At 57.8% G+C, this 18327-nt stretch carries 19 protein-coding genes; 9 read left to right on the top strand and 10 right to left on the bottom strand.

Annotated features, from left to right (window positions below; translation table 11 throughout):
• From ACG74X_RS04110 to ACG74X_RS04135, 6 genes are all read right to left on the bottom strand, one after another.
• A partial coding sequence (locus tag ACG74X_RS04110; protein WP_411232888.1) for an acetyl-coenzyme A synthetase N-terminal domain-containing protein occupies positions 1-360 on the bottom strand: 360 nt, incomplete at its 3' end.
• A 90-nt stretch (positions 361-450) separates the two neighbouring features.
• Entirely contained in the window at positions 451-1206 is a 756-nt protein-coding gene (locus tag ACG74X_RS04115; protein WP_411232889.1) for an ABC transporter ATP-binding protein, read from the bottom strand.
• Between the two features lie 51 nt (positions 1207-1257).
• On the bottom strand, positions 1258-2013 hold the full coding sequence (locus ACG74X_RS04120; protein ID WP_411232890.1) for an ABC transporter ATP-binding protein: 756 nt from the start codon (positions 2011-2013) through the stop codon (positions 1258-1260).
• Positions 2014-2025: 12 nt separating this feature from the next.
• The gene (locus ACG74X_RS04125) at positions 2026-3267 is read right to left on the bottom strand and encodes a branched-chain amino acid ABC transporter permease (RefSeq protein WP_411232891.1); all 1242 of its coding nucleotides are present in this window, start codon (positions 3265-3267) and stop codon (positions 2026-2028) included.
• A 3-nt stretch (positions 3268-3270) separates the two neighbouring features.
• Positions 3271-4302: a branched-chain amino acid ABC transporter permease gene (locus ACG74X_RS04130; protein WP_411232892.1), complete on the bottom strand. Its 1032-nt coding sequence runs from the start codon at positions 4300-4302 to the stop codon at positions 3271-3273.
• Positions 4303-4410: 108 nt separating this feature from the next.
• The gene (locus tag ACG74X_RS04135; protein ID WP_411232893.1) at positions 4411-5754 is read right to left on the bottom strand and encodes a substrate-binding protein; all 1344 of its coding nucleotides are present in this window, start codon (positions 5752-5754) and stop codon (positions 4411-4413) included.
• Positions 5755-5973: 219 nt separating this feature from the next.
• Here ACG74X_RS04135 and ACG74X_RS04140 point away from each other — a divergent pair, with 219 nt between their 5' ends.
• The 5 genes from ACG74X_RS04140 to ACG74X_RS04160 all read left to right on the top strand — a co-directional run bounded on the left by ACG74X_RS04140 (position 5974) and on the right by ACG74X_RS04160 (position 11824).
• Positions 5974-7290 (top strand): helix-turn-helix domain-containing protein, encoded by a 1317-nt coding sequence (locus ACG74X_RS04140; protein ID WP_411232894.1) that lies wholly within the window; start codon positions 5974-5976, stop codon positions 7288-7290.
• A gap of 87 nt (positions 7291-7377) precedes the next feature.
• A complete protein-coding gene (locus tag ACG74X_RS04145; RefSeq protein WP_411232895.1) occupies positions 7378-7746 on the top strand; it encodes a response regulator transcription factor in 369 nt (122 codons plus the stop codon).
• The gene (locus tag ACG74X_RS04150; protein ID WP_411232896.1) at positions 7743-8024 is read left to right on the top strand and encodes a hypothetical protein; all 282 of its coding nucleotides are present in this window, start codon (positions 7743-7745) and stop codon (positions 8022-8024) included. The genes ACG74X_RS04145 and ACG74X_RS04150 overlap by 4 nt, the downstream gene beginning before the upstream one ends.
• Positions 8021-10708, top strand: coding sequence for an ATP-binding protein (locus tag ACG74X_RS04155; RefSeq protein WP_411232897.1), 2688 nt, complete (start codon positions 8021-8023; stop codon positions 10706-10708). The genes ACG74X_RS04150 and ACG74X_RS04155 overlap by 4 nt, the downstream gene beginning before the upstream one ends.
• Before the next feature lie 87 nt (positions 10709-10795).
• Complete coding sequence (locus tag ACG74X_RS04160; protein WP_411232898.1) at positions 10796-11824, top strand: FliM/FliN family flagellar motor switch protein; 1029 nt, start codon at positions 10796-10798, stop codon at positions 11822-11824.
• On the opposite strand, the gene ACG74X_RS04165 is transcribed toward ACG74X_RS04160, so the two are convergent.
• The gene (locus ACG74X_RS04165; RefSeq protein ID WP_411232899.1) at positions 11821-12252 is read right to left on the bottom strand and encodes a TIGR01244 family sulfur transferase; all 432 of its coding nucleotides are present in this window, start codon (positions 12250-12252) and stop codon (positions 11821-11823) included. The two genes, ACG74X_RS04160 and ACG74X_RS04165, sit on opposite strands and share 4 nt — an antisense overlap.
• Before the next feature lie 163 nt (positions 12253-12415).
• On the opposite strand from ACG74X_RS04165, the gene ACG74X_RS04170 reads away from it, so the two are divergent.
• Positions 12416-13102: a DUF1045 domain-containing protein gene (locus ACG74X_RS04170; RefSeq protein ID WP_411232900.1), complete on the top strand. Its 687-nt coding sequence runs from the start codon at positions 12416-12418 to the stop codon at positions 13100-13102.
• Here ACG74X_RS04170 and choV read toward each other — a convergent pair.
• From choV to choX, 3 genes are all read right to left on the bottom strand, one after another.
• A complete protein-coding gene (gene choV, locus ACG74X_RS04175) occupies positions 13063-14109 on the bottom strand; it encodes a choline ABC transporter ATP-binding protein (protein WP_411232901.1) in 1047 nt (348 codons plus the stop codon). The genes ACG74X_RS04170 and choV overlap by 40 nt on opposite strands.
• Positions 14106-14942 carry a choline ABC transporter permease subunit gene (gene choW, locus ACG74X_RS04180; RefSeq protein ID WP_411232902.1) on the bottom strand — a complete coding sequence of 279 codons (837 nt, stop codon included), beginning with the start codon at positions 14940-14942 and terminating at the stop codon, positions 14106-14108. Before choW ends, choV begins: the two co-directional genes overlap by 4 nt.
• A gap of 75 nt (positions 14943-15017) precedes the next feature.
• Positions 15018-15935, bottom strand: coding sequence for a choline ABC transporter substrate-binding protein (gene choX / locus ACG74X_RS04185; protein WP_411232903.1), 918 nt, complete (start codon positions 15933-15935; stop codon positions 15018-15020).
• Positions 15936-16030: 95 nt separating this feature from the next.
• Here choX and betI point away from each other — a divergent pair, with 95 nt between their 5' ends.
• The 3 genes from betI to ACG74X_RS04200 are packed head-to-tail and all read left to right on the top strand — an operon-like array spanning position 16031 to position 18326.
• Positions 16031-16627 (top strand): choline-responsive transcriptional repressor BetI, encoded by a 597-nt coding sequence (gene betI, locus ACG74X_RS04190; RefSeq protein ID WP_411232904.1) that lies wholly within the window; start codon positions 16031-16033, stop codon positions 16625-16627.
• Positions 16624-18081, top strand: a complete 1458-nt coding sequence (gene betB / locus ACG74X_RS04195) for a betaine-aldehyde dehydrogenase (RefSeq protein ID WP_411232905.1) — start codon at positions 16624-16626, stop codon at positions 18079-18081. The genes betI and betB overlap by 4 nt, the downstream gene beginning before the upstream one ends.
• Positions 18081-18326, top strand: a complete 246-nt coding sequence (locus tag ACG74X_RS04200) for a DUF6552 family protein (RefSeq protein WP_411232906.1) — start codon at positions 18081-18083, stop codon at positions 18324-18326. The genes betB and ACG74X_RS04200 overlap by 1 nt, the downstream gene beginning before the upstream one ends.
• The last annotated feature ends 1 nt before the right edge of the window (position 18327 follow it).

Here is an 18327-nt window from a genome sequence, read left to right on the forward strand (position 1 = left end):
CATCTTGCACACGCTGCGATGCAGGTCGCGATAGGTGATATGCTTGGCGGCCTCGTCAGGATTGTCAGGCTCGAAAATGATCGCGGTCTGATCGCCGCGCGTCGCCAGATGCCGGTCAATACAATTGGCCGCGACATTCAGCGTGCCATCGGCAAACCAGTTGATCTTGACCTGCCCCAGGGTGAAATCAACATCCGACACCTGGCTCGGGGCCTTGATCCAGTCCAGCCGTTGCGCCTGCTCGGCCCAAAACCCGTCAGGATCAGACACCGACCGCGCATACATCTCCTCATACCCCGCCGCATCAATATGCGCCGACTTCACAAGATCAGACGATGGTGGGTAGGTCATATCGTTCATTTTAGCCTCCTCCGCTTTGACCAAAAGAAAAACCGCTCTCGCCAGTTATGCAAGAGCGGCTATCGTCGCATAGTGCTGGTGCCCCGACGTTTAGATGGCGAGGTATTCTGCGCGGAGTGAATCGTTTTCCAGCACTTCTTCGGCGCTGCCGTCGAAAACGATCGATCCTGTGTCGAGAATAATCGCGCGATCCGCCAGTTGCAGCGCGCGGACAGCATTTTGTTCGACAAGGATCGTGGTCATACCCTGTTCCTTGATCAGACGCAGGGTTTTTTCGATTTCGTCGACAATCACCGGAGCAAGGCCTTCGTAAGGTTCGTCCAGCAAAAGTACCTTGAGATCACGTGCAAGGGCGCGGGCGATGGACAACATCTGCTGTTCGCCGCCGGACAATGTCACGCCTTCCTGTTTGCGCCGTTCGCCGAGACGCGGAAAAAGATCATAAAGACGCTCGATCGACCAGCCAATGGGCGGCGCGATCTGGGCAAGTTGCAGGTTTTCTTCAACCGTGAGACCGGGAATGATGCAGCGGTCTTCTGGCACGAGGCCAAGGCCAACACCGGATGCCTCGTAAGAGGTCATGTTGTGCAGCGGTTTGTGGTCCAACCAGATTTCGCCGTGATTAACCTGGGGTTCATCCATACGTGCGATAGATCGCAGAGTGGTCGTTTTCCCGGCACCGTTACGGCCCAGCAGTGCAAGGATTTCGCCTTCGTGAACATTAAAGGAGATACCCTGGACGATATAACTTTCGCCATAATAGCTGTGCATGTCCCAAACAGACAGAAAAGCCGGGGCTGTTTCGGCCATGTTGCGGTTCTTTGAAAAATCGGGTCTGACGTTCATTTTGTGATCCTCGCGAGGGGAGGGGTGGCGGACAGGCCGGCACCGAATGGGTTAAGCGGCTTCGCCGAGATAGGCTTCTTTGACCTTGGGGTGGCCCTTAATGTTTTCGGGGGTGTCTTCCACAAGTGGCGTGCCTTGAGCCAGCACAGTGATCCGTTCGGCCAGGGAAAAGACGACATGCATGTCATGTTCGATGATCGCGATGGTGATGTCGCGCTTTTCCTTGATCTCTTTCAGCAGGTCGATCGTGTTGTTCGTATCGGCCCGTGCCATACCCGCGGTCGGCTCATCAAGCAGCAGAAGCTTGGGGTTTTGAACAAGACACATCGCCATTTCGAGCCGCCGTTTGTCACCGCGTGACATGGATGCGGAATGCATGTTGCGTTTATCAAGCATGTTGACGTCTTCCAGCATCTGTTCGGCCTGTTCGCGCAGTTCGGCCTCGGACGTGACGGTGCGGATGCCATGCAGTGCGAACGACCCGTCGCGTTTGGCAAAGCACGGGATCAGCATGTTTTCCATGACCGTCAGATCCCCGAAAATCTCCGGGGTCTGAAACACGCGGCTGATGCCCATCTGGTTGATTTCGAAGGGCGTGCGCCCCAGGACTGATTGCCCGTCAAACATGACCGATCCGGTGTCGGGGATCAATTTGCCGACCAGGCAGTTCAGCAAGGTTGATTTACCCGCCCCATTTGGCCCGATGATCGCGTGAACGGTGTTTTCGGCAACGCTTAGGTTCACATCCCCGAGCGCCTGCAGGCCACCGAACCGCTTGTTGACGTCTTTGACTTCAAGCATTCCCATCTCAAAATCTCCTTATTCTGCGGGTTCAGTGGTGGCCGATTTCGGGTCTTCTGCTTTTTTCTTGCGAAACAGCGCTGCGATTTTCTGACCGCCCTGGACAAGCCCACCGGGCAGAAAGATCACAACCAGCATGAAGATAATGCCAAGCGTCAGATGCCACCCTTTGCCGATAAACGGGTAAACCATCGTTACAACAAGGTTTTCGAGCCCATCCGGCAGGAAGGCAAACCAACTATGCAGAATGTCTGAATTGATCTTGGAAATGATGTTTTCCATATATTTGATCGCGCCTGCGCCCAAAACCGGCCCGATCAATGTGCCCACACCGCCCAGAATGGTCATCAGAACGACCTCGCCCGAGGCGGTCCAGAACATGCGTTCGGGTCCGGCGAGCGGATCCATCGCCGCCATAAGGCCACCAGCAAGACCGGCATACATGCCAGATATAACAAAGGCCGCCAGCATATAGGGTTTGGGGTTCATGCCGGTATAGCTCAGCCGTTGCTGATTGGATTTGATCGATCGCAGGATCATGCCAAAGGGCGAACGGAAAATGCGGATCGAGAGGTAAAATGCGATCAGCATGATTGCCGCGCTGAAATAATAGCCGGCTGAGAACGTGAACACCCAATCGCCGACAGTCAGTTCGGTGGCACTGCGCATCTCAAGCCCGAACAGGCTGGGGACCGGGATGTTGCCCTCGGCCGTTGTCTGAGCGCCAAAGATGCGCGGGTCGGATTGCGTGAGTTGCAAACCCGTTTCACCGCCGGTCAAGCCCTTTTGCAAAAGGCCTTGCTGATCGGGGCCGTCCATATCCGTGGCCAGCACGGAATAGGCCAAGGCATAAGACATCATGGCGAAGGCGAGGGTCAGGATCGAAAAGTAGATACCCGAACGACGCAGGCTGACATATCCGATCAAGACAGCAAACAGTCCGGACATCACAATGGACAGCGCCAATGCGGGCAAGACGTTCATGCCAAACAGCTTGAACATCCACATCGCTGCATATGATCCGATCCCCAGAAACGCGGCGTGGCCGAATGACAGATACCCAGTAAGGCCAAACAGAATGTTAAAGCCTATGGCGAAAATCCCGAAGATGACGAAGCGCTGCATCAGATCGGGATAGCCCGCGTTGAACTGTGCCCAGCCAGAGCTTTCCGGAAAAGGATTGAGGAGGAAGGGGGCAAAGACCACCAATGCGACCACCAGCAAAAGCAGCGATCCGTCTTTTTTGTTCAGTCCAAGCATGGATTAATCCTCCATTACGCCTTTGCGCCCCATCAGACCGCGTGGACGGGTCAGAAGGATCACAATGGCGACGAGATAGATGATGATTTGATTCAAGCCGGGAAGAATTTCGAGAACTTCACGCATAGAGGCAAAGCTTTCGAGGATACCCAAAAGGAAACCGGCCAACACCGCACCGGGAAGCGATCCCATGCCGCCAACCACCACAACCACAAAGGACAGCACAAGAAAGTCCATGCCCATATGGTAACTTGGTGAGGTAATCGGTGCGTACATCACCCCGGCCAGCCCCGCGACCGCCGCCGCCAACCCGAACATGATGGTAAATCGCTTGTCGATGTTGATGCCCAGCAAGCCCACGGTTTCGCGGTCTGCCATACCTGCGCGCACGACCATGCCAAAGGTGGTGAACTGCAGAAAGGCAAACACGGCACCGATGATCAGCGCGGCAAAGGCAAAGTAAACAAGACGCCAATAGGGATAGATGATGGTTCCGGGTTCAAACCCGATCAACGCACCGAAATCGAACGATCCGATAAAGGCTTGTGGCGCAGGTGTCGGGATCGGGTTCGCGCCGTAATAGTATTTGATGATCTCTTGCAAAACGATGGCAAGGCCAAAGGTGACCAGGATCTGGTCGGCATGGGGGCGCTTGTAAAAATGTTTGATCAACCCGCGTTCCATGATCACGCCAATCGCGATCATGACCGGGATGGCCAGCAGAATCGACAGCGGCACGGCCCAGTCAATGATCGTGGCCCCGGCACTTTCGCCGAAGATGCTGTAAATATACGGCACATCCCGGGTCGCCTGATTGCCAAGGAAATCAACCTCTCCGGGGATCTCGACCTCGTGGCTGATGCTGATAATGCGCGACAGGGTCACAGCGCAAAACGCACCGATCATGAACAACGCGCCATGCGCAAAGTTCACCACGCCCAGCGTGCCAAAAATAAGTGTCAGGCCCAGCGCGATGAGCGCATAGGCAGAGCCCTTGTCGAGCCCGTTCAGAATTTGCAGAATTATGGCGTCCATTGCCCCACCCTTTGCGGTCCTAAGTGTGGAAGTGCTGACAGCCCGGAACAGCAGCGGGTTTTGTCAGAAATGGGGCAGGCCGTTTGGCCCACCCCCAAGAACAGCGGCTTACGCGCCGTTGTTGCACGAACCCAGCTGACCGCCCGCGAATTGCGGGTGATCGGGGGCATAGGTGACCTGATCCACCGGTGTGACTTCGACGATTTCCAGAAGGTCAAACTCGGAGGACGGGTTTTCTTTACCCTTCACAACCAGCACGTCTTTGAAGCACTGGTGATCGTCGCCACGATAGAGGGTTGGGCCATTGCCCATGCCGTCGAACTCGAAGTCCTTGAGCGCTTCGCCCACTGCGCATGGTGCGAACGACCCTGCGCGTTCGACCGCGTCTGCATAAAGCAGCGCCTGAACGTAGCAAGTGTGCGCCGCCTGCGAGGGCGGGAAGCCGTACTTCGTGCCAAAGGACTGAACGAACGCCTTGGAGCCTTCGTCCTGCAAAGACCAGTGCCAGTTGGTTGAGCCGAAGATGCCCTTGACGTTGGCACCCGCACCTTTCGCCATCAGGCGCGAATAGAGCGGAACGACGATTTCAAAGTTCTTGCCATTGACCACACGGTCCCGCAGGCCGAATTGCACCGCGTTGGTGAGCGAGTTCACCATGTTGCCGCCATAGTGGTTCAGGACCAGAACGTCAGCGTCCGATTGCAGAACCGGCGTGATGTAGGACGAGAAATCGGTCTGTGTCAGCGGTGTCAGGACGGTGCCGACGGTCTCCCATCCCATGGCCTCGGTCGAAGAGCGCACGGCTTCTTCTGTGGTGTAGCCCCAATTGTAATCCGCCGTCAGGTGGTACGCTTTACGATCCGCGCCGTAGTTGGCCTCTAGCACCGGGGCAAGCGCCGCACCGGACATGTAAGAGTTGAAGAAGTGGCGGAAACCATTAGCTTTCTTGTCTTTGCCGGTGGTGTCGTTTGAATGGGTCAGACCCGCCATAAAGATGATGCCGGCCTCTTGGCAGAGCGCTTGAACGGCCACGGCCACCCCCGAGGACGAGCCGCCCGTAATCATCACAGCGCCGTCTTTTTCGATCATCGACTTTGCCGATGCGCGCGCCGCGTCAGATTTGGTCTGCGTGTCGCCGGTGACGAATTCGACCTTCTTGCCAAGGATGCCGTTACCTTGAAGCGCCTTTGAGGAGAAGGTGTTCAGCATACCGCCGTCGCCTTCGCCGTTCAGATGTTCGACGGCCAGTTCGTAGGCGCGCAATTCATCCGCGCCTTCGTCGGCATAGGGGCCGGACTGGGGCACGTTAAAGCCCAACGTGACGGTGGAACCGGTGGGTGCGTTTGTAAAGCCGCTGTCTTGTGCCGACAGATATGTCGGGACCGCGAGGCTCGCACCGGCAACGGCGCCGGTCTTGAGCACGCCACGGCGTGTCAGGTTGCCTTTGGACATATAATCCTCCCAATGTCTTATAAGGGTCTGGCAGCACTCCTCCGGCTACCAATACCGCACCAATGTGCAAAGCGATTATCCGCCATGCGTGGAAAACATAGCAATAAGCGCTTTGCGCAAAACGATTTTTCTGTCAAAAAATGCACACTGCGTTGCAGAAATCTGTAAAGTTATTTTTCTGCAGCGCGGAAAGGGATTGATTCATCACAGGATTTACAAATGCCCCGCGACACTCTGACAGGCAGCCGGATTCGCGAACGGCGCATCATGGCGGGGATGAAGCAGTCCGAATTGGCCAAGCGTGCCGAAATATCGCCCTCGTATTTGAATCTCATCGAACACAATCGGCGAAGAATCGGCGGAAAACTGCTGGTCGATATTGCCCACGCATTAGAGGTCGAACCCGCATCTTTGACCGAAGGTGCCGAGACCGCGCTTTTGGCAACATTGCGCGAGGCGGCCTCTGATACGGACCTGCCCGCCGAAGAGCTGTCTCGGGTCGAGGAATTCGCGGGCCGCTTTCCGGGCTGGGCCGAGCTTTTGGCAAATAATCAGCGCAGGGTGGAGACGCTGCAAAGAAGCGTCGAGGCGCTGACCGATCGTTTGACGCATGACCCCCATCTTGCCGCGTCTTTGCACGAGATGCTGTCCACCGTAACCGCGATCCGGTCCGCCGCGTCCATTCTGGCCGAACCCGGAGATATCGAACCCGAATGGCAGCGTCGGTTTAACCGCAATATCTATGAAGACAGCGCGCGCCTTGCGGAAACTAGCCGCAGTCTAGCGCAATATCTGGAAGAGGCGGATACCGGCGTTTCAGAGACAAACGCACCGCAGGACGAAATTGATGCCGTGTTTCAGCGGGTCGGCTTTCATTTGCCCGAGCTGGAAGGCGCCGTTGCAGATGTAGACGAGGTGACAGATCAGATTGGCGCGGGGATCTCGCAATCCGCCCGCTGGCTTTTGCACCGGGCGCTGATGCGCTATCGCGAGGACGCCGAGCGGCTTCCGCTTGAGGCGTGTCTGGCTGTTCTCCCGAACATCGCCGCAGATCCGCTACAGCTGGCCGAGCATTTCGACGTCGATATTCCCACCGCCATGCGCCGTCTTGCGCAGATGCCTGACGGGGTTTTGCCGGAACCTGTTGGTCTGGCGATCTGCGATGGTTCCGGTGTGACGACATTTCGCAAACCGCTGCCTGAATTTCCGCTTCCGCGACTGGGAACGGGGTGTTCTTTGTGGCCGCTTTATCGGGCCCTCGCGCGCCCAATGATGGTGCAGTCCGAATTGCTTGAACAATCCACCCGCACGGCATCGCGTCACCGGGCCATTGCACTTGCACAGCCAACGCAGCGGCCAAAACTGAACGAGGATGCGCATTTCGAAAGTCACATGCTGATCATCCCCGAAGCCAAGCGCGACACCTCCGAGCCGGTGCGGCCCGTTGGATTGACCTGCCGGATCTGTCCGCGCGGTTCATGCGTGGCGCGGCGCGAGCCGTCGATCCTTGTTGTGTCAGACGCGCAGAGTTTTTGACACACGGCGCTTTCTTCGTATTAGTCTGTAAAGGTCGGGCAAACAAAAACAAATCAAGCGATTGCCCGCTGCACCGGGAGGGGGCGCATGTCAAAACAGGTTTTGCTGATCGAAGATGAGCCGAATATCATAGAAGCCATCAGCTTTATTCTATCCCGCGACGGGTGGTCAGTGAAAACCCACTCGAACGGGGCAGACGCGGTTGACATGGTCCGGCAGCGGCAGCCGGATGTCCTGATCCTTGATGTGATGCTGCCGGGCAAAAGCGGCTATGATATTCTGCGCGAATTGCGCAACGATCCCAGCCAGTCGCATGTGCCGGTGCTGATGCTGACCGCCCGGGGGCAAACCAAGGATCGCGAAATTGCGGAACGGGCCGGGTGCGACGCGTTTATGACCAAACCCTTTTCCAACGCCGATATGTTGGAGACCGTGAGAACCCTGGCTGCGAAATGACTGATCCTTCCGACATATCCGGTGCGTCCCCCGTGTTTCACGAAACAAAGACCTATCGGCGTCGCCGGATCATGGACGCGGCGCGTATGGCACCGCTGCTGGCGCTGCTTTTGTGGGGCATTCCGCTTTTGTGGCCGCAAACCGGTGACGACCGGGTCAGCAGTGGCTCGGCCTTGATCTATATCTTTTCCGTATGGGCCGGTGTGATATTCGTGACATGGGTCTTGTCGCGGGTGTTGGGCACCTCCATTGATCCGCCAACGGACCCCGACAGATGAGCACGCTCGACCTTTTGCTGGTGGTGTGCATCGGCTATGTGCTTTTTCTGTTTTCGGTGGCGTTCGCTGCCGACCGCATGGCGATGCAGGGGCACAAATCCTGGTTGCGGTCACCCTTGGTCTATACGCTGTCGCTGTCGATCTATTGCACGGCATGGACGTTTTACGGGGCCGTTGGATCGGCCGCGCGCAACGGGTTCGAATATCTGACGATTTATCTTGGGCCGACCCTCGTCATGGTCAGTTGGTGGTGGCTGCTGCGGAAATTGGTGCGCATCGGCCGCACGCAAAAAATCACCTCGATCGCTGATCTGATTTCGTCGCGATATGGCAAATCAAGCTGGCTGGCGGCCGGTGTCACGATCCTCGCAGTGATCGGCACGACACCTTATATCGCCTTGCAGCTGCAATCCGTGACCCTGTCTTTTTCGGTCTTTGCCGAAGAGGCCGAGGGCGTCACGCCGGACAGTCAGGGCAATCTGGCGCTTTGGTTGTCGCTGGGCCTGGCCCTGTTTACGGTCCTGTTCGGCACCCGCAATCTGGACGCCAAAGAACGCCATGACGGGGTGGTCATGGCCATTGCCATCGAAGCGATTGTCAAGCTCGTTGCGCTCTTGTCTGTCGGCATTTTTGTGGTCTGGGGCATTTCCGGCGGTGTGTCCGAAGCTTTGTCGCGCATTGATGCTTCTGAATTGAACCAATGGCAGATGGACCGGGGGCGCTGGACCGGTCTGATCTTTCTGTCCGCTGCGGCGTTGCTGTGCCTGCCGCGCACCTTTCAGGTGCTGGTGGTTGAAAACAACGACGAAAGCCACTTGCGCACGGCAAGCTGGGCGTTCCCCCTTTATATGGCGTTGATGAGCCTTTTCGTGGTGCCCATCGCCGTTGTCGGCCTTGATTTGATGCCGGAAGGATCAAACCCGGATCTGTTTGTCCTGACCATTCCTCTGGCCTTTGGCGAAGACGGGCTGGCCATGCTGTCGTTTCTTGGCGGGTTCAGTTCTGCCACATCCATGGTTGTGGTTGCCGCGATTGCGCTGTCGACCATGGTGTCGAACCACATCGTCATGCCGATCTGGCTGAAGCTCGTGCCAAGCGGGGCCAGCGTATCGGGCGACGTGCGATATACGGTGTTGCTATCGCGCAGAATATCCATCGTGGCGGTTGTCATGCTGGGATATTTTTATTTCCGCATGTCCAGCAGCGGCGAAGCGCTTGCCGCGATTGGTCTGGTTGCGTTTTGCGGGCTGGCCCAGGTGCTTCCGGCGATGCTTGGCGGGATGTTCTGGCGCGGGGCCACCCGGTTGGGGGCCTATGCGGGCCTGACGGTGGGTTTCGCGATATGGCTTTATACCTTGTACCTTCCCAGCTTTGGCGCGGGCACGGTGCTTCCGTCTTCGGTTATTGAAAACGGATTGTTTGGTGTCGCATGGCTCAAGCCCAATGCCCTGTTCGGAATCACTGGTCTGGATCAGCTGATGCATGCGCTGTTCTGGAGCATGGCGCTGAACGTGATCGCATTTGTGTCGGTGTCTTTGGTTACCTTTCCATCCCCTCTGGAGCGGCTACAGGCAGCGCAGTTCGTCAATATTTTCGAACATTCCACCAACGCACGAAGCCGCACAGGCGGCGGTGCCGAGGCCGAGGATTTGATGATCATGGCCCAGCGTATTCTTGGGGCCGAAGAAGCCCAGACGTTGTTTTCCGAATACGCCGCGAAACAGGGCGCGCGGGGCAATTTGCCTGATCCGACTTCAGATTTCCTGGAGGTGCTGGAACGCGAGCTTGGCAGTTCGGTCGGAGCGGCAACCGCCCATGCGATGGTGGGCCAGATCACCGGTGGCATGACCGTATCGGTCGAAGATCTGATGGCGGTGGCGGATGAAACGGCCCAGATGCTGGAATACTCGGCCCGGCTGAAGGCCCAGTCCGAAGAGTTGAGCCGCACCGCACTGGAGCTGCGCAACGCCAACCAGAAACTGACCCGTCTGTCGATCCAGAAAGACGCGTTTCTGAGCCAGATCAGCCACGAGCTGCGCACCCCGATGACCTCTATCCGGGCATTTTCAGAGATCTTGCGCGATACCGATGAAATGGAGCCAAAGGACCAATCCCGCTATGCCTCCATTATCCATGACGAGGCTCAGCGACTGACGCGGCTGCTGGATGATCTGCTGGATCTGAGCGTTGTCGAAAACGGGCAGGTGAACCTCAATATCCGGCAAGGCACGCTCAAGGATGCGCTGGACCGCGCCGTGTCGTCGGCGGGCATTGGCGAGGACGGGGTCAAGCTTGATATCGAACGCGATGTCACGCAAGAGGATATTGTGCTGTCCACCGATCTGGATCGGCTCAGCCAGGTCTTCATCAACCTTATCGCAAATGCGCGCAAATATTGTGATGCTGATCGCCCGCGCCTTGCGATCCGTGTACGGCAGGACGCTGACAGTATTTCAATTGATTTTCAGGACAATGGCAGCGGAATTTCATCCGAAGCCGCAGATATGATTTTCGAAAAATTCTACCGCGTGAGTGATCAAAAGGCGGGGGGTGCAGGGCTTGGGCTTGCCATTTGCCGTCAGGTTATGACCCGTCTCGGAGGCGCGGTGGATTATATTCCGACAGCAACCGGCACCACGTTTCGGGTGGTGTTGCCGCATCGGGTGGCCATGGCGGCGCAATAAAGTGTCAGACGCGGTGTTGCTAAGCCCTTGGTAACCAATTTCGGCAATAACTCTGATACGAGGCTGAGACGGGGATCACGCGCGACCATGGTGGATGACAGGGCAGACACGGTTCTTGAACGCAAAGCACATGCGCAACGCAAGGCGCTGGGCGTTGGCGCGGTGTCTGTGCCACGCGCTTTGGCCCGTGCCCTGTCGATCGCCGCGGATGCGCTTTGGGGGCTGGGGCTGACCTGTGACCTGGCGAACCATGATACGGGAACTGCAGAGCGGACGTTTCGGCAGCTGTCGGATGACCAGCTTCTGATCCTTCTCGAAAACGAGGCGGGCGCGCGGGGGCTTGTCGCGCTTGATCGGTCGGTGCTGACCGGGATCATTGAAATTCAAACCCTTGGCAAACTGACCCGCTTTCCCCTGGATGACCGTGATTTCACGCCCACCGATGCCGCAATGGTGGCGCCCCTGCTGGATGCCGCCTTGCCGCGTTTTGCCTCAATGCTGTCTTTGCAGGCGGAAATGGCGCATTTGCACGGATTTGAATTCGGCGCGTTGGTCGATGATATTCAAACGGCGGGTCTGACGCTAGAGGCGGATGCGTTTCAATATCTGGTGTATGACATCGGTCTTGAGGACGCCACGCGAAGCGGCCGGGTGGTTTTCTGCTTTCCAGAACCCGAAAAAACCGAGCAGGCGCAAAAGGATGACCCTGAAGCGGGCAAGTACGAATCCGTGCTGCAACTGGTTCCGGCCCGCATGCAAGCGGTGTTGACCCGCATCCATATTCCATTGGCAAAAGCGCAGGCCCTGCGACCGGGCGATGTGCTTCATATTTCGCCAAACGCGATCACGGCGGCCACGCTTGTGGTCGAGGGCGGGCATGTGGCGGCGCATGGCAAGATGGGGCAGATGAACGGCTTTCGCGCCATTCGCATCGGCGGACAAGAGGATCAAACCTGCCTGGCTGCGCCCACCCCACCGTTAGAGGGGCAGGACATGATCGACCAAACCCTGACACCGCCCGACCCGGAGGTTTTCGTTCCGGCAGACGAGCCAACACAGTCTGCATCAACTGCGCTGGAGGTGCCGTCTGATCTGATGACTCCGCTGGCACCCTAGCGCTGTGCGGCGGCAGCCGCGTCAAGCGTGGGGCGCAAGGCGCGTAGATCGTACCCGGCCCGACCTACGGCATCCAATATGGCGTCCGCGTCCTGTTGCCCCGCCTGAGACAGCGCCCAGATGATCGAGCACCGCGTCCCGGATGCGCAATAGGCCAGGACCGGTCCGTCAGATTCCTTCACCAAAGCCGCCTGCTGCGCGATGCGGTCCGGCGTCATTGTGTGATGTGTGATCGGCAGAACCTCAAACCGCAGACCTGCCGCCTCGATCGCGTGACGTATGGTTTCAGCCTGATGAGAGGCGGGCACTTCCTCGTCCGGGCGATTGCAAATCACCGTTGTGATGCCGGCGTCTTTGATCGCCTCGGCGTCCTCTGGACTGATCTGCGGCGAAACGTGATAGCGGTTTGTGATCTGGCGAATATCCATAAATGTCTCCTACTGCGCGTGTGCGGGCCTGTCCAGACGTGCAAGGGTCAGTGCCATGGTCGATGCCCCGGTTTGCGCCAAAGTGTACCGCGCAAAGTTGAATGAATTTCAAGCAGAATAAAGGTGGCTTGAATCCTGAGCCAGTCGCCGCGTAGGAGAGGCCATGAGCAGGCCAAACTTTCACCGATACGCCATTTTCCACGTTCCCACCGGAGCGCTGGGCGATTTTGGGGCGGCGTGGCTCGGATGGGATTGCCGGACCGGAAAGCCGCGCGCTGGGCCACCGTCGCAGCCATGGACGCACAGCGCGCAGCGTTATGGGTTTCACGCAACGCTGAAAGCGCCCTTTCGATTGGCCGAGGCGCGCAGCCCGTCTCAACTTGACGCCGCAGCACGGGCATTTGCGCAGCGATCTGCACCTGTGTGTCTTGGCCCGCTAAAGCAAACCTGGCTGGGCCGGTTTCTTGCACTGGTTCCATCACTACCATGTCAGGGCGTCAGTGATCTGGCGGCACGTTGCGTAACCGATTTCGATGACTTCAGAGCGCCGCAAAAACCACAGGATATTGCGAAATATGCCGGTCGCAGCTTATCGGCGGACCTGCGGGACAACCTGACGCGATGGGGGTATCCCTATATTTTTAATGCGTTCCGGTTCCATATGACATTGACGGATCGGGTGCCCAAATCGGACCGGCCAAAGATTGAAGCGGCGCTCTGCGCACCGGAGTTCCTGAGCCGGCCCTATGTGGTGGACCACATATCATTGGTAGGCGAAGACATAGGCGGTATGTTTCACGAGATCACCACCTATCCGCTGGCCGCCGCGCCGGACGGGTCCGCCAGGTAACGCAGCACATCGTTCTTTCCGATCATCCCAATCGGAGCGCCGTTTTCGATCACCGTCACGTCATGGTCGCAGCTCACGAGCGTGGTCATCACCTCTTGCACGCGGGCATCGGCGTCAACCTGATCCGGACCGGTCTTTGTTGTGCCCGCGCGCATCACATCCCGCGCACGCAGCACCCCAAGTGGATTCATGTGTTTCACAAAATCCGCGACGTAATCATTTGACGGATCACGGAAAATATCCTGCGGAATGCCGCATTGCACGATACGGCCACCATCCATTATGGCAATGCGATTGCCGATCTTGAACGCTTCATCAAGGTCATGGCTCACAAAGATAATGGTGCGCTGAAGCCGGGTTTGCAGTTCAAGCAACTCGTCCTGCAGCTTGGTGCGGATCAGCGGATCAAGCGCAGAGAAGGGTTCGTCCATCAACAAAATAGGCGCATCCGTGGCAAATGCCCGGGCCAGCCCGACGCGCTGTTGCATGCCCCCTGACAGCTCTGACACCTTGCGATCGGCCCAATCGGACAGCCCCACCAAAGCCAGTTGTTCGTCGACCCGGTCTTTACGTTCCGCTTTCGATTGGCCGCCTAACTCCAGCCCCAGCCCAACATTTTCGCGAACAGACCGCCATGGCAAAAGGCCAAATTGCTGAAATACCATCGCGACATGCCGCAGTCGCACCTGCCGCAGCACATCGGGGCTGGCATGGGTGACATCAACCATTTTTGTGCCATCATGCACGCGCACGCTGCCCCGCACGACCGGGTTCAACCCATTCACCGCCCGCAACAGGGTTGATTTGCCAGACCCCGACAAGCCCATCAAAACAAGGATCTCGCCCTCGGTCACCTGCAAAGAACAATCATGCACGCCCAACACCTGACCGGTATCGCGTTGAATGTCGGCGCGGCTTTGGCCAGCGTCCATCAAGGGCAATGCGGCCTCTGGCGTGTCACCAAAGACAATGGAGACAGCATCGAATTCCACGCGGGGGGCGGTCATCCTTTGCGCTCCATCCGCAGCATTCGGTCCAGCATGATGGCCACCACCACAATCACAAAGCCGCTTTCAAATCCGCGCGCGGTGTTCACCTGATTGAGCGCCCGCACAACAGGCACGCCCAACCCGTCCGCGCCCACAAGAGCCGCAATCACCACCATCGACAGCGACAGCATGATGGTCTGGTTCAGGCCGGTCATGATTTGCGGCAAAGCCGAGGGCAGTTCGACCTTCCACAACAACTGTGATCTGGTAGAGCCAAACGCCTGCGCGGCTTCGATCAGGGGCAGGGGCGTCGAGCTTATCCCAAGATGGGTCAGGCGGATCGGCGCGGGAAGCACAAAAATCACCGTGGCGATCAGACCGGGCACCATGCCGATGCCGAAAAACACAATCGCCGGAATAAGATAGACGAAGGTCGGCAAAGTTTGCATCAGGTCAAGCACCGGGCGCATCCAGACATAAAGTTTGGGTCTGTGGGCCACGGCGATTCCAATAGGCACGCCAAGCCCCATGCACACCACACAGGCAGACAAAACCAACGTCAGGCTTTCTGTTGTTTCTTCCCAATAGCCTTGGTTGATGATGAATAAAAACCCCAAAGCCACGAACAAAGCGACTTTCCAGCTGCGTTGCAGGGCATAGGTCAGCGCGACAAACAGCGCCACAATGATCAATGGATGCGGGGTTTGCAGCAGCCACAAAAAACCGTCGATCATCGCTTCCAGCGTATCGGCCAACGCGTCAAAGAAAAACGCGCCGTTGCTTTCAAGCCAGTCAAAGCCGTCTCCGGCGATTTGTCCCACCGGAATCTTGTTGTCGGTCAGCCAATCCATGTGTCTCCCCAAAACGATTAGAACGCAGGCACGCAGGCGACCGGGGCCGCCCGCGGTTTCGATCATGGAGCAAAATTACTCCAGCGCCGCTTTCACAGCTGCCACTGCGTCGCCGCCGTCTTTGGTCGTCACGCCGTCAAGCCATCCCGCAAACGCGTCCGGATTGTTTTTGAGCCACGCTTCGGCGGCATCGCGCGGGTCTTCTCCGTCGTTCAGGATCGCCCCCATGATTTCGTTTTCCATCGCCAGGGTGAATTCAAGATTGTTCAGCAATGCGCCGACATTGGCACATTCTGCCACATATCCGGCCCGCGTGTTGGTAAACACGGTTGCGCCGCCAAGGTTGGGCCCGAACCAATCATCTCCGCCCTCAAGATAGGTGAGGTCGAAATTCGCGTTCATCGGGTGGGGTTCCCAGCCCAGAAACACAATCGGCTCGTCCCGATCACTGGCGCGATCCACCTGTGCCAGCATCCCCTGTTCCGAGCTTTCCACAACTTCGAAACCGTCCAGATCAAAGGCGTTTGCCGCAATCATGTCGATGATCAGGCGATTGCCGTCATTGCCCGGCTCGATCCCGTAGATCTCGCCGTCAAGCGCGTCGCGATGTGTGGCGATGTCGGCAAAGGACGTGATACCCAGATCCGCCCCGGCCTTGTTCACGGCAAGGGTGTATTTCGCCCCTTCCAGGTTGGCGCGCACGATGTCGACAGTGCCCGCTTCGCGGTAGGGGGCGATGTCGGCTTCCATGGTTGGCATCCAATTGCCAAGAAAAACATCCACATCACCTTCGGCCAGGGCAGTATAGGTCACGGGTACGGACAGCAATTTGATATCGGTGTCATAGCCAAGCGCGTCCAGAACAACGGTGGTCGCGGCTGTGGTTGCTGTGATGTCGGTCCAGCCAACATCCGAAAACGTGACAGAATCGCAATTGGCGATGGCAGAGCTTGCTGCGCAAATCGCGAGTGCAGAAAGTGAGGTTTTAAGCATGGTGAGCGGTCTCCCTGAATTAAACCGGTTTTTTGTTGATTGACGAGTCAATTAAAAACGCCATAGGCTCCGCCCGTCAACCAAAGGGGTCAAACGTGCCGAAACTCGGGATGGAGCCTATACGCCGCGCGGCGCTGGTGAAAGCAACGATTGACGAGATCGGTCAGGCGGGGTCACTGGATGTGACCGTGGCCCAGATCGCGCGCCGTGCGGGAATGTCATCGGCGCTGGCGCATCACTATTTTGGTGGCAAAGATCAGATCTTTCTGGCCGCCATGCGCCACACCCTTAGCCTTTATGGTGCTGAAGTGCGCGGCGCCTTGGCCATGGCGCGGGGTCCGCGGGCGCGCACCGAAGCGATTATCCGCGCCGGATTCAGCAGCGCGAATTTTCGCGCCGAAGTGGTGTCAGCCTGGCTAAACTTTTACGTGTTGGCCCAATCCGACGATCAGGCGCGGCGCTTGCTGTCTGTCTATCAGAGCAGATTGCATTCCAATCTTGTTTATAACCTGAAACCTCTGATCGGACCCCGTTCTGGCGAAGCGGCCCTGCGTATCGCGGGGCTGATTGACGGGCTGTACCTGCGCGAAGCGCTGAAGCGGGACATTCCCTCTGGCGAAGACGCCACCCGGCAGGTGCTGACCCTGCTGGACCATGAACTCAGATCCTTTGGCAAAGACAGCGAAACATGACTTATCCCACACAACCCAACGCCAGCCATTTCATCAACGGACGTTATGTCGATGACACAGCGGGCACGCCCATTCCGGTCATTTATCCGGCCACCGGTGCCCAGATCGCGACGGTTCATGCGGCGACGCCCGCGATTGTCGAACAGGCCGTTGCATCCGCGCATGCCGCGCAGAACGCCTGGGCCGCGCTGAGCGGCACTGAACGCGGACGCGTCCTGCGGCGCGCGGCCGACATGATGCGCGAGCGCAATCATGACCTTTCGGTGCTTGAAACCTTTGACACCGGCAAACCCTATCAAGAGACCAGTGTCGCAGACGCCACCAGCGGTGCCGACGCGCTTGAGTATTTCGGCGGACTGGCCGGCAGCCTGACCGGTGAACATATCCAGTTGGGCGAGGACTGGGTCTATACCCGCCGCGAGGCGCTGGGCGTTTGTGTGGGCATCGGGGCGTGGAATTACCCAACCCAGATCGCCTGCTGGAAAGCCGCACCAGCCTTGGCTTGTGGCAACGCGATGGTGTTCAAACCGTCCGAGACAACACCGCTATGCGCCTTGAAAGTCGCCGAGATCCTGCATGAGGCCGGGCTGCCTGCGGGGATATTCAACGTGGTTCAGGGCCTGGGCGAGGTCGGGGCATCCCTGGTGTCTGATCCGCGTGTTGCCAAAGTGTCGCTGACCGGTTCCGTTCCGACCGGTAAGGCGGTTTACGCCGCCGCTGCCGCCCAAATGAAGCATGTCACAATGGAACTGGGTGGCAAGTCGCCGCTGCTGATCTTTGATGACGCCGATCTGGATAACGCCGTGGGTGGGGCAATTCTGGGAAATTTCTACTCCTCTGGTCAGGTGTGTTCGAACGGGACACGGGTATTTGTGCAGAAAGGTATTAAGGAAGCCTTTCTTTCACGACTGAAAGAACGGCTTGCCACGGCGGTCATCGGCGATCCACTGGACGAGGCGACCAGCTTTGGCCCGATGGTCAGTGAACGCCAGATGAACATCGTGCTGGGCTATATCGACACAGGCAAAGCGGAAGGCGCGCGGCTTGTCATGGGCGGTGAACGTCTTGATCGCGAAGGGTTTTTCCTCCAGCCCACGGTCTTTGCCGACGTCACCGACGACATGGCGATCGCCCGCGAAGAGATCTTTGGCCCGGTGATGGCGGTGCTTGATTTCGACACCGAAGACGAAGCCATCGCGCGCGCCAATGCCACCGAATACGGGCTATCCGCCGGTGTCTTTACCTCTGATCTGTCACGCGGGCACCGGGTGATTGCCCAGCTTGAGGCGGGATCGTGTTTTATCAATTCCTACAATGACGCCCCGGTCGAAGCCCCTTTTGGCGGCACCAAGATGTCCGGTGTTGGTCGCGAGAATTCGAAAGATGCGATCAACAATTACAGCGCGTTGAAATCCGTCTATGTGCGCATGGGCGATGTGGAGGCTCCATTCTGATGACCCATCCCGATGACATACAGGCGGGCATGAAGCCTGTCGATATTGTGAAATGGGTCGCCACCGCGATCCAGCTGGTCGGTTATGGCTTGACCGGTTTGAACGTAGTGCCGTGGAACGTGTTCGCGTTCTTCATCGGCATTTTCCTGTGGTTCGCTGTGGGTGTGATGTGGAAGGACCGGGCCATCATGGTGGTTCATGTCGGGGCCTTCATTTCCCTGCTCGTCGGATATTTAAACGCTTGAT

Origin of the sequence: Marivita sp. S0852 (genome assembly GCF_046591575.1) — a bacterium.
In the GTDB taxonomy this organism is placed as follows: Bacteria; Pseudomonadota; Alphaproteobacteria; order Rhodobacterales; family Rhodobacteraceae; genus Marivita.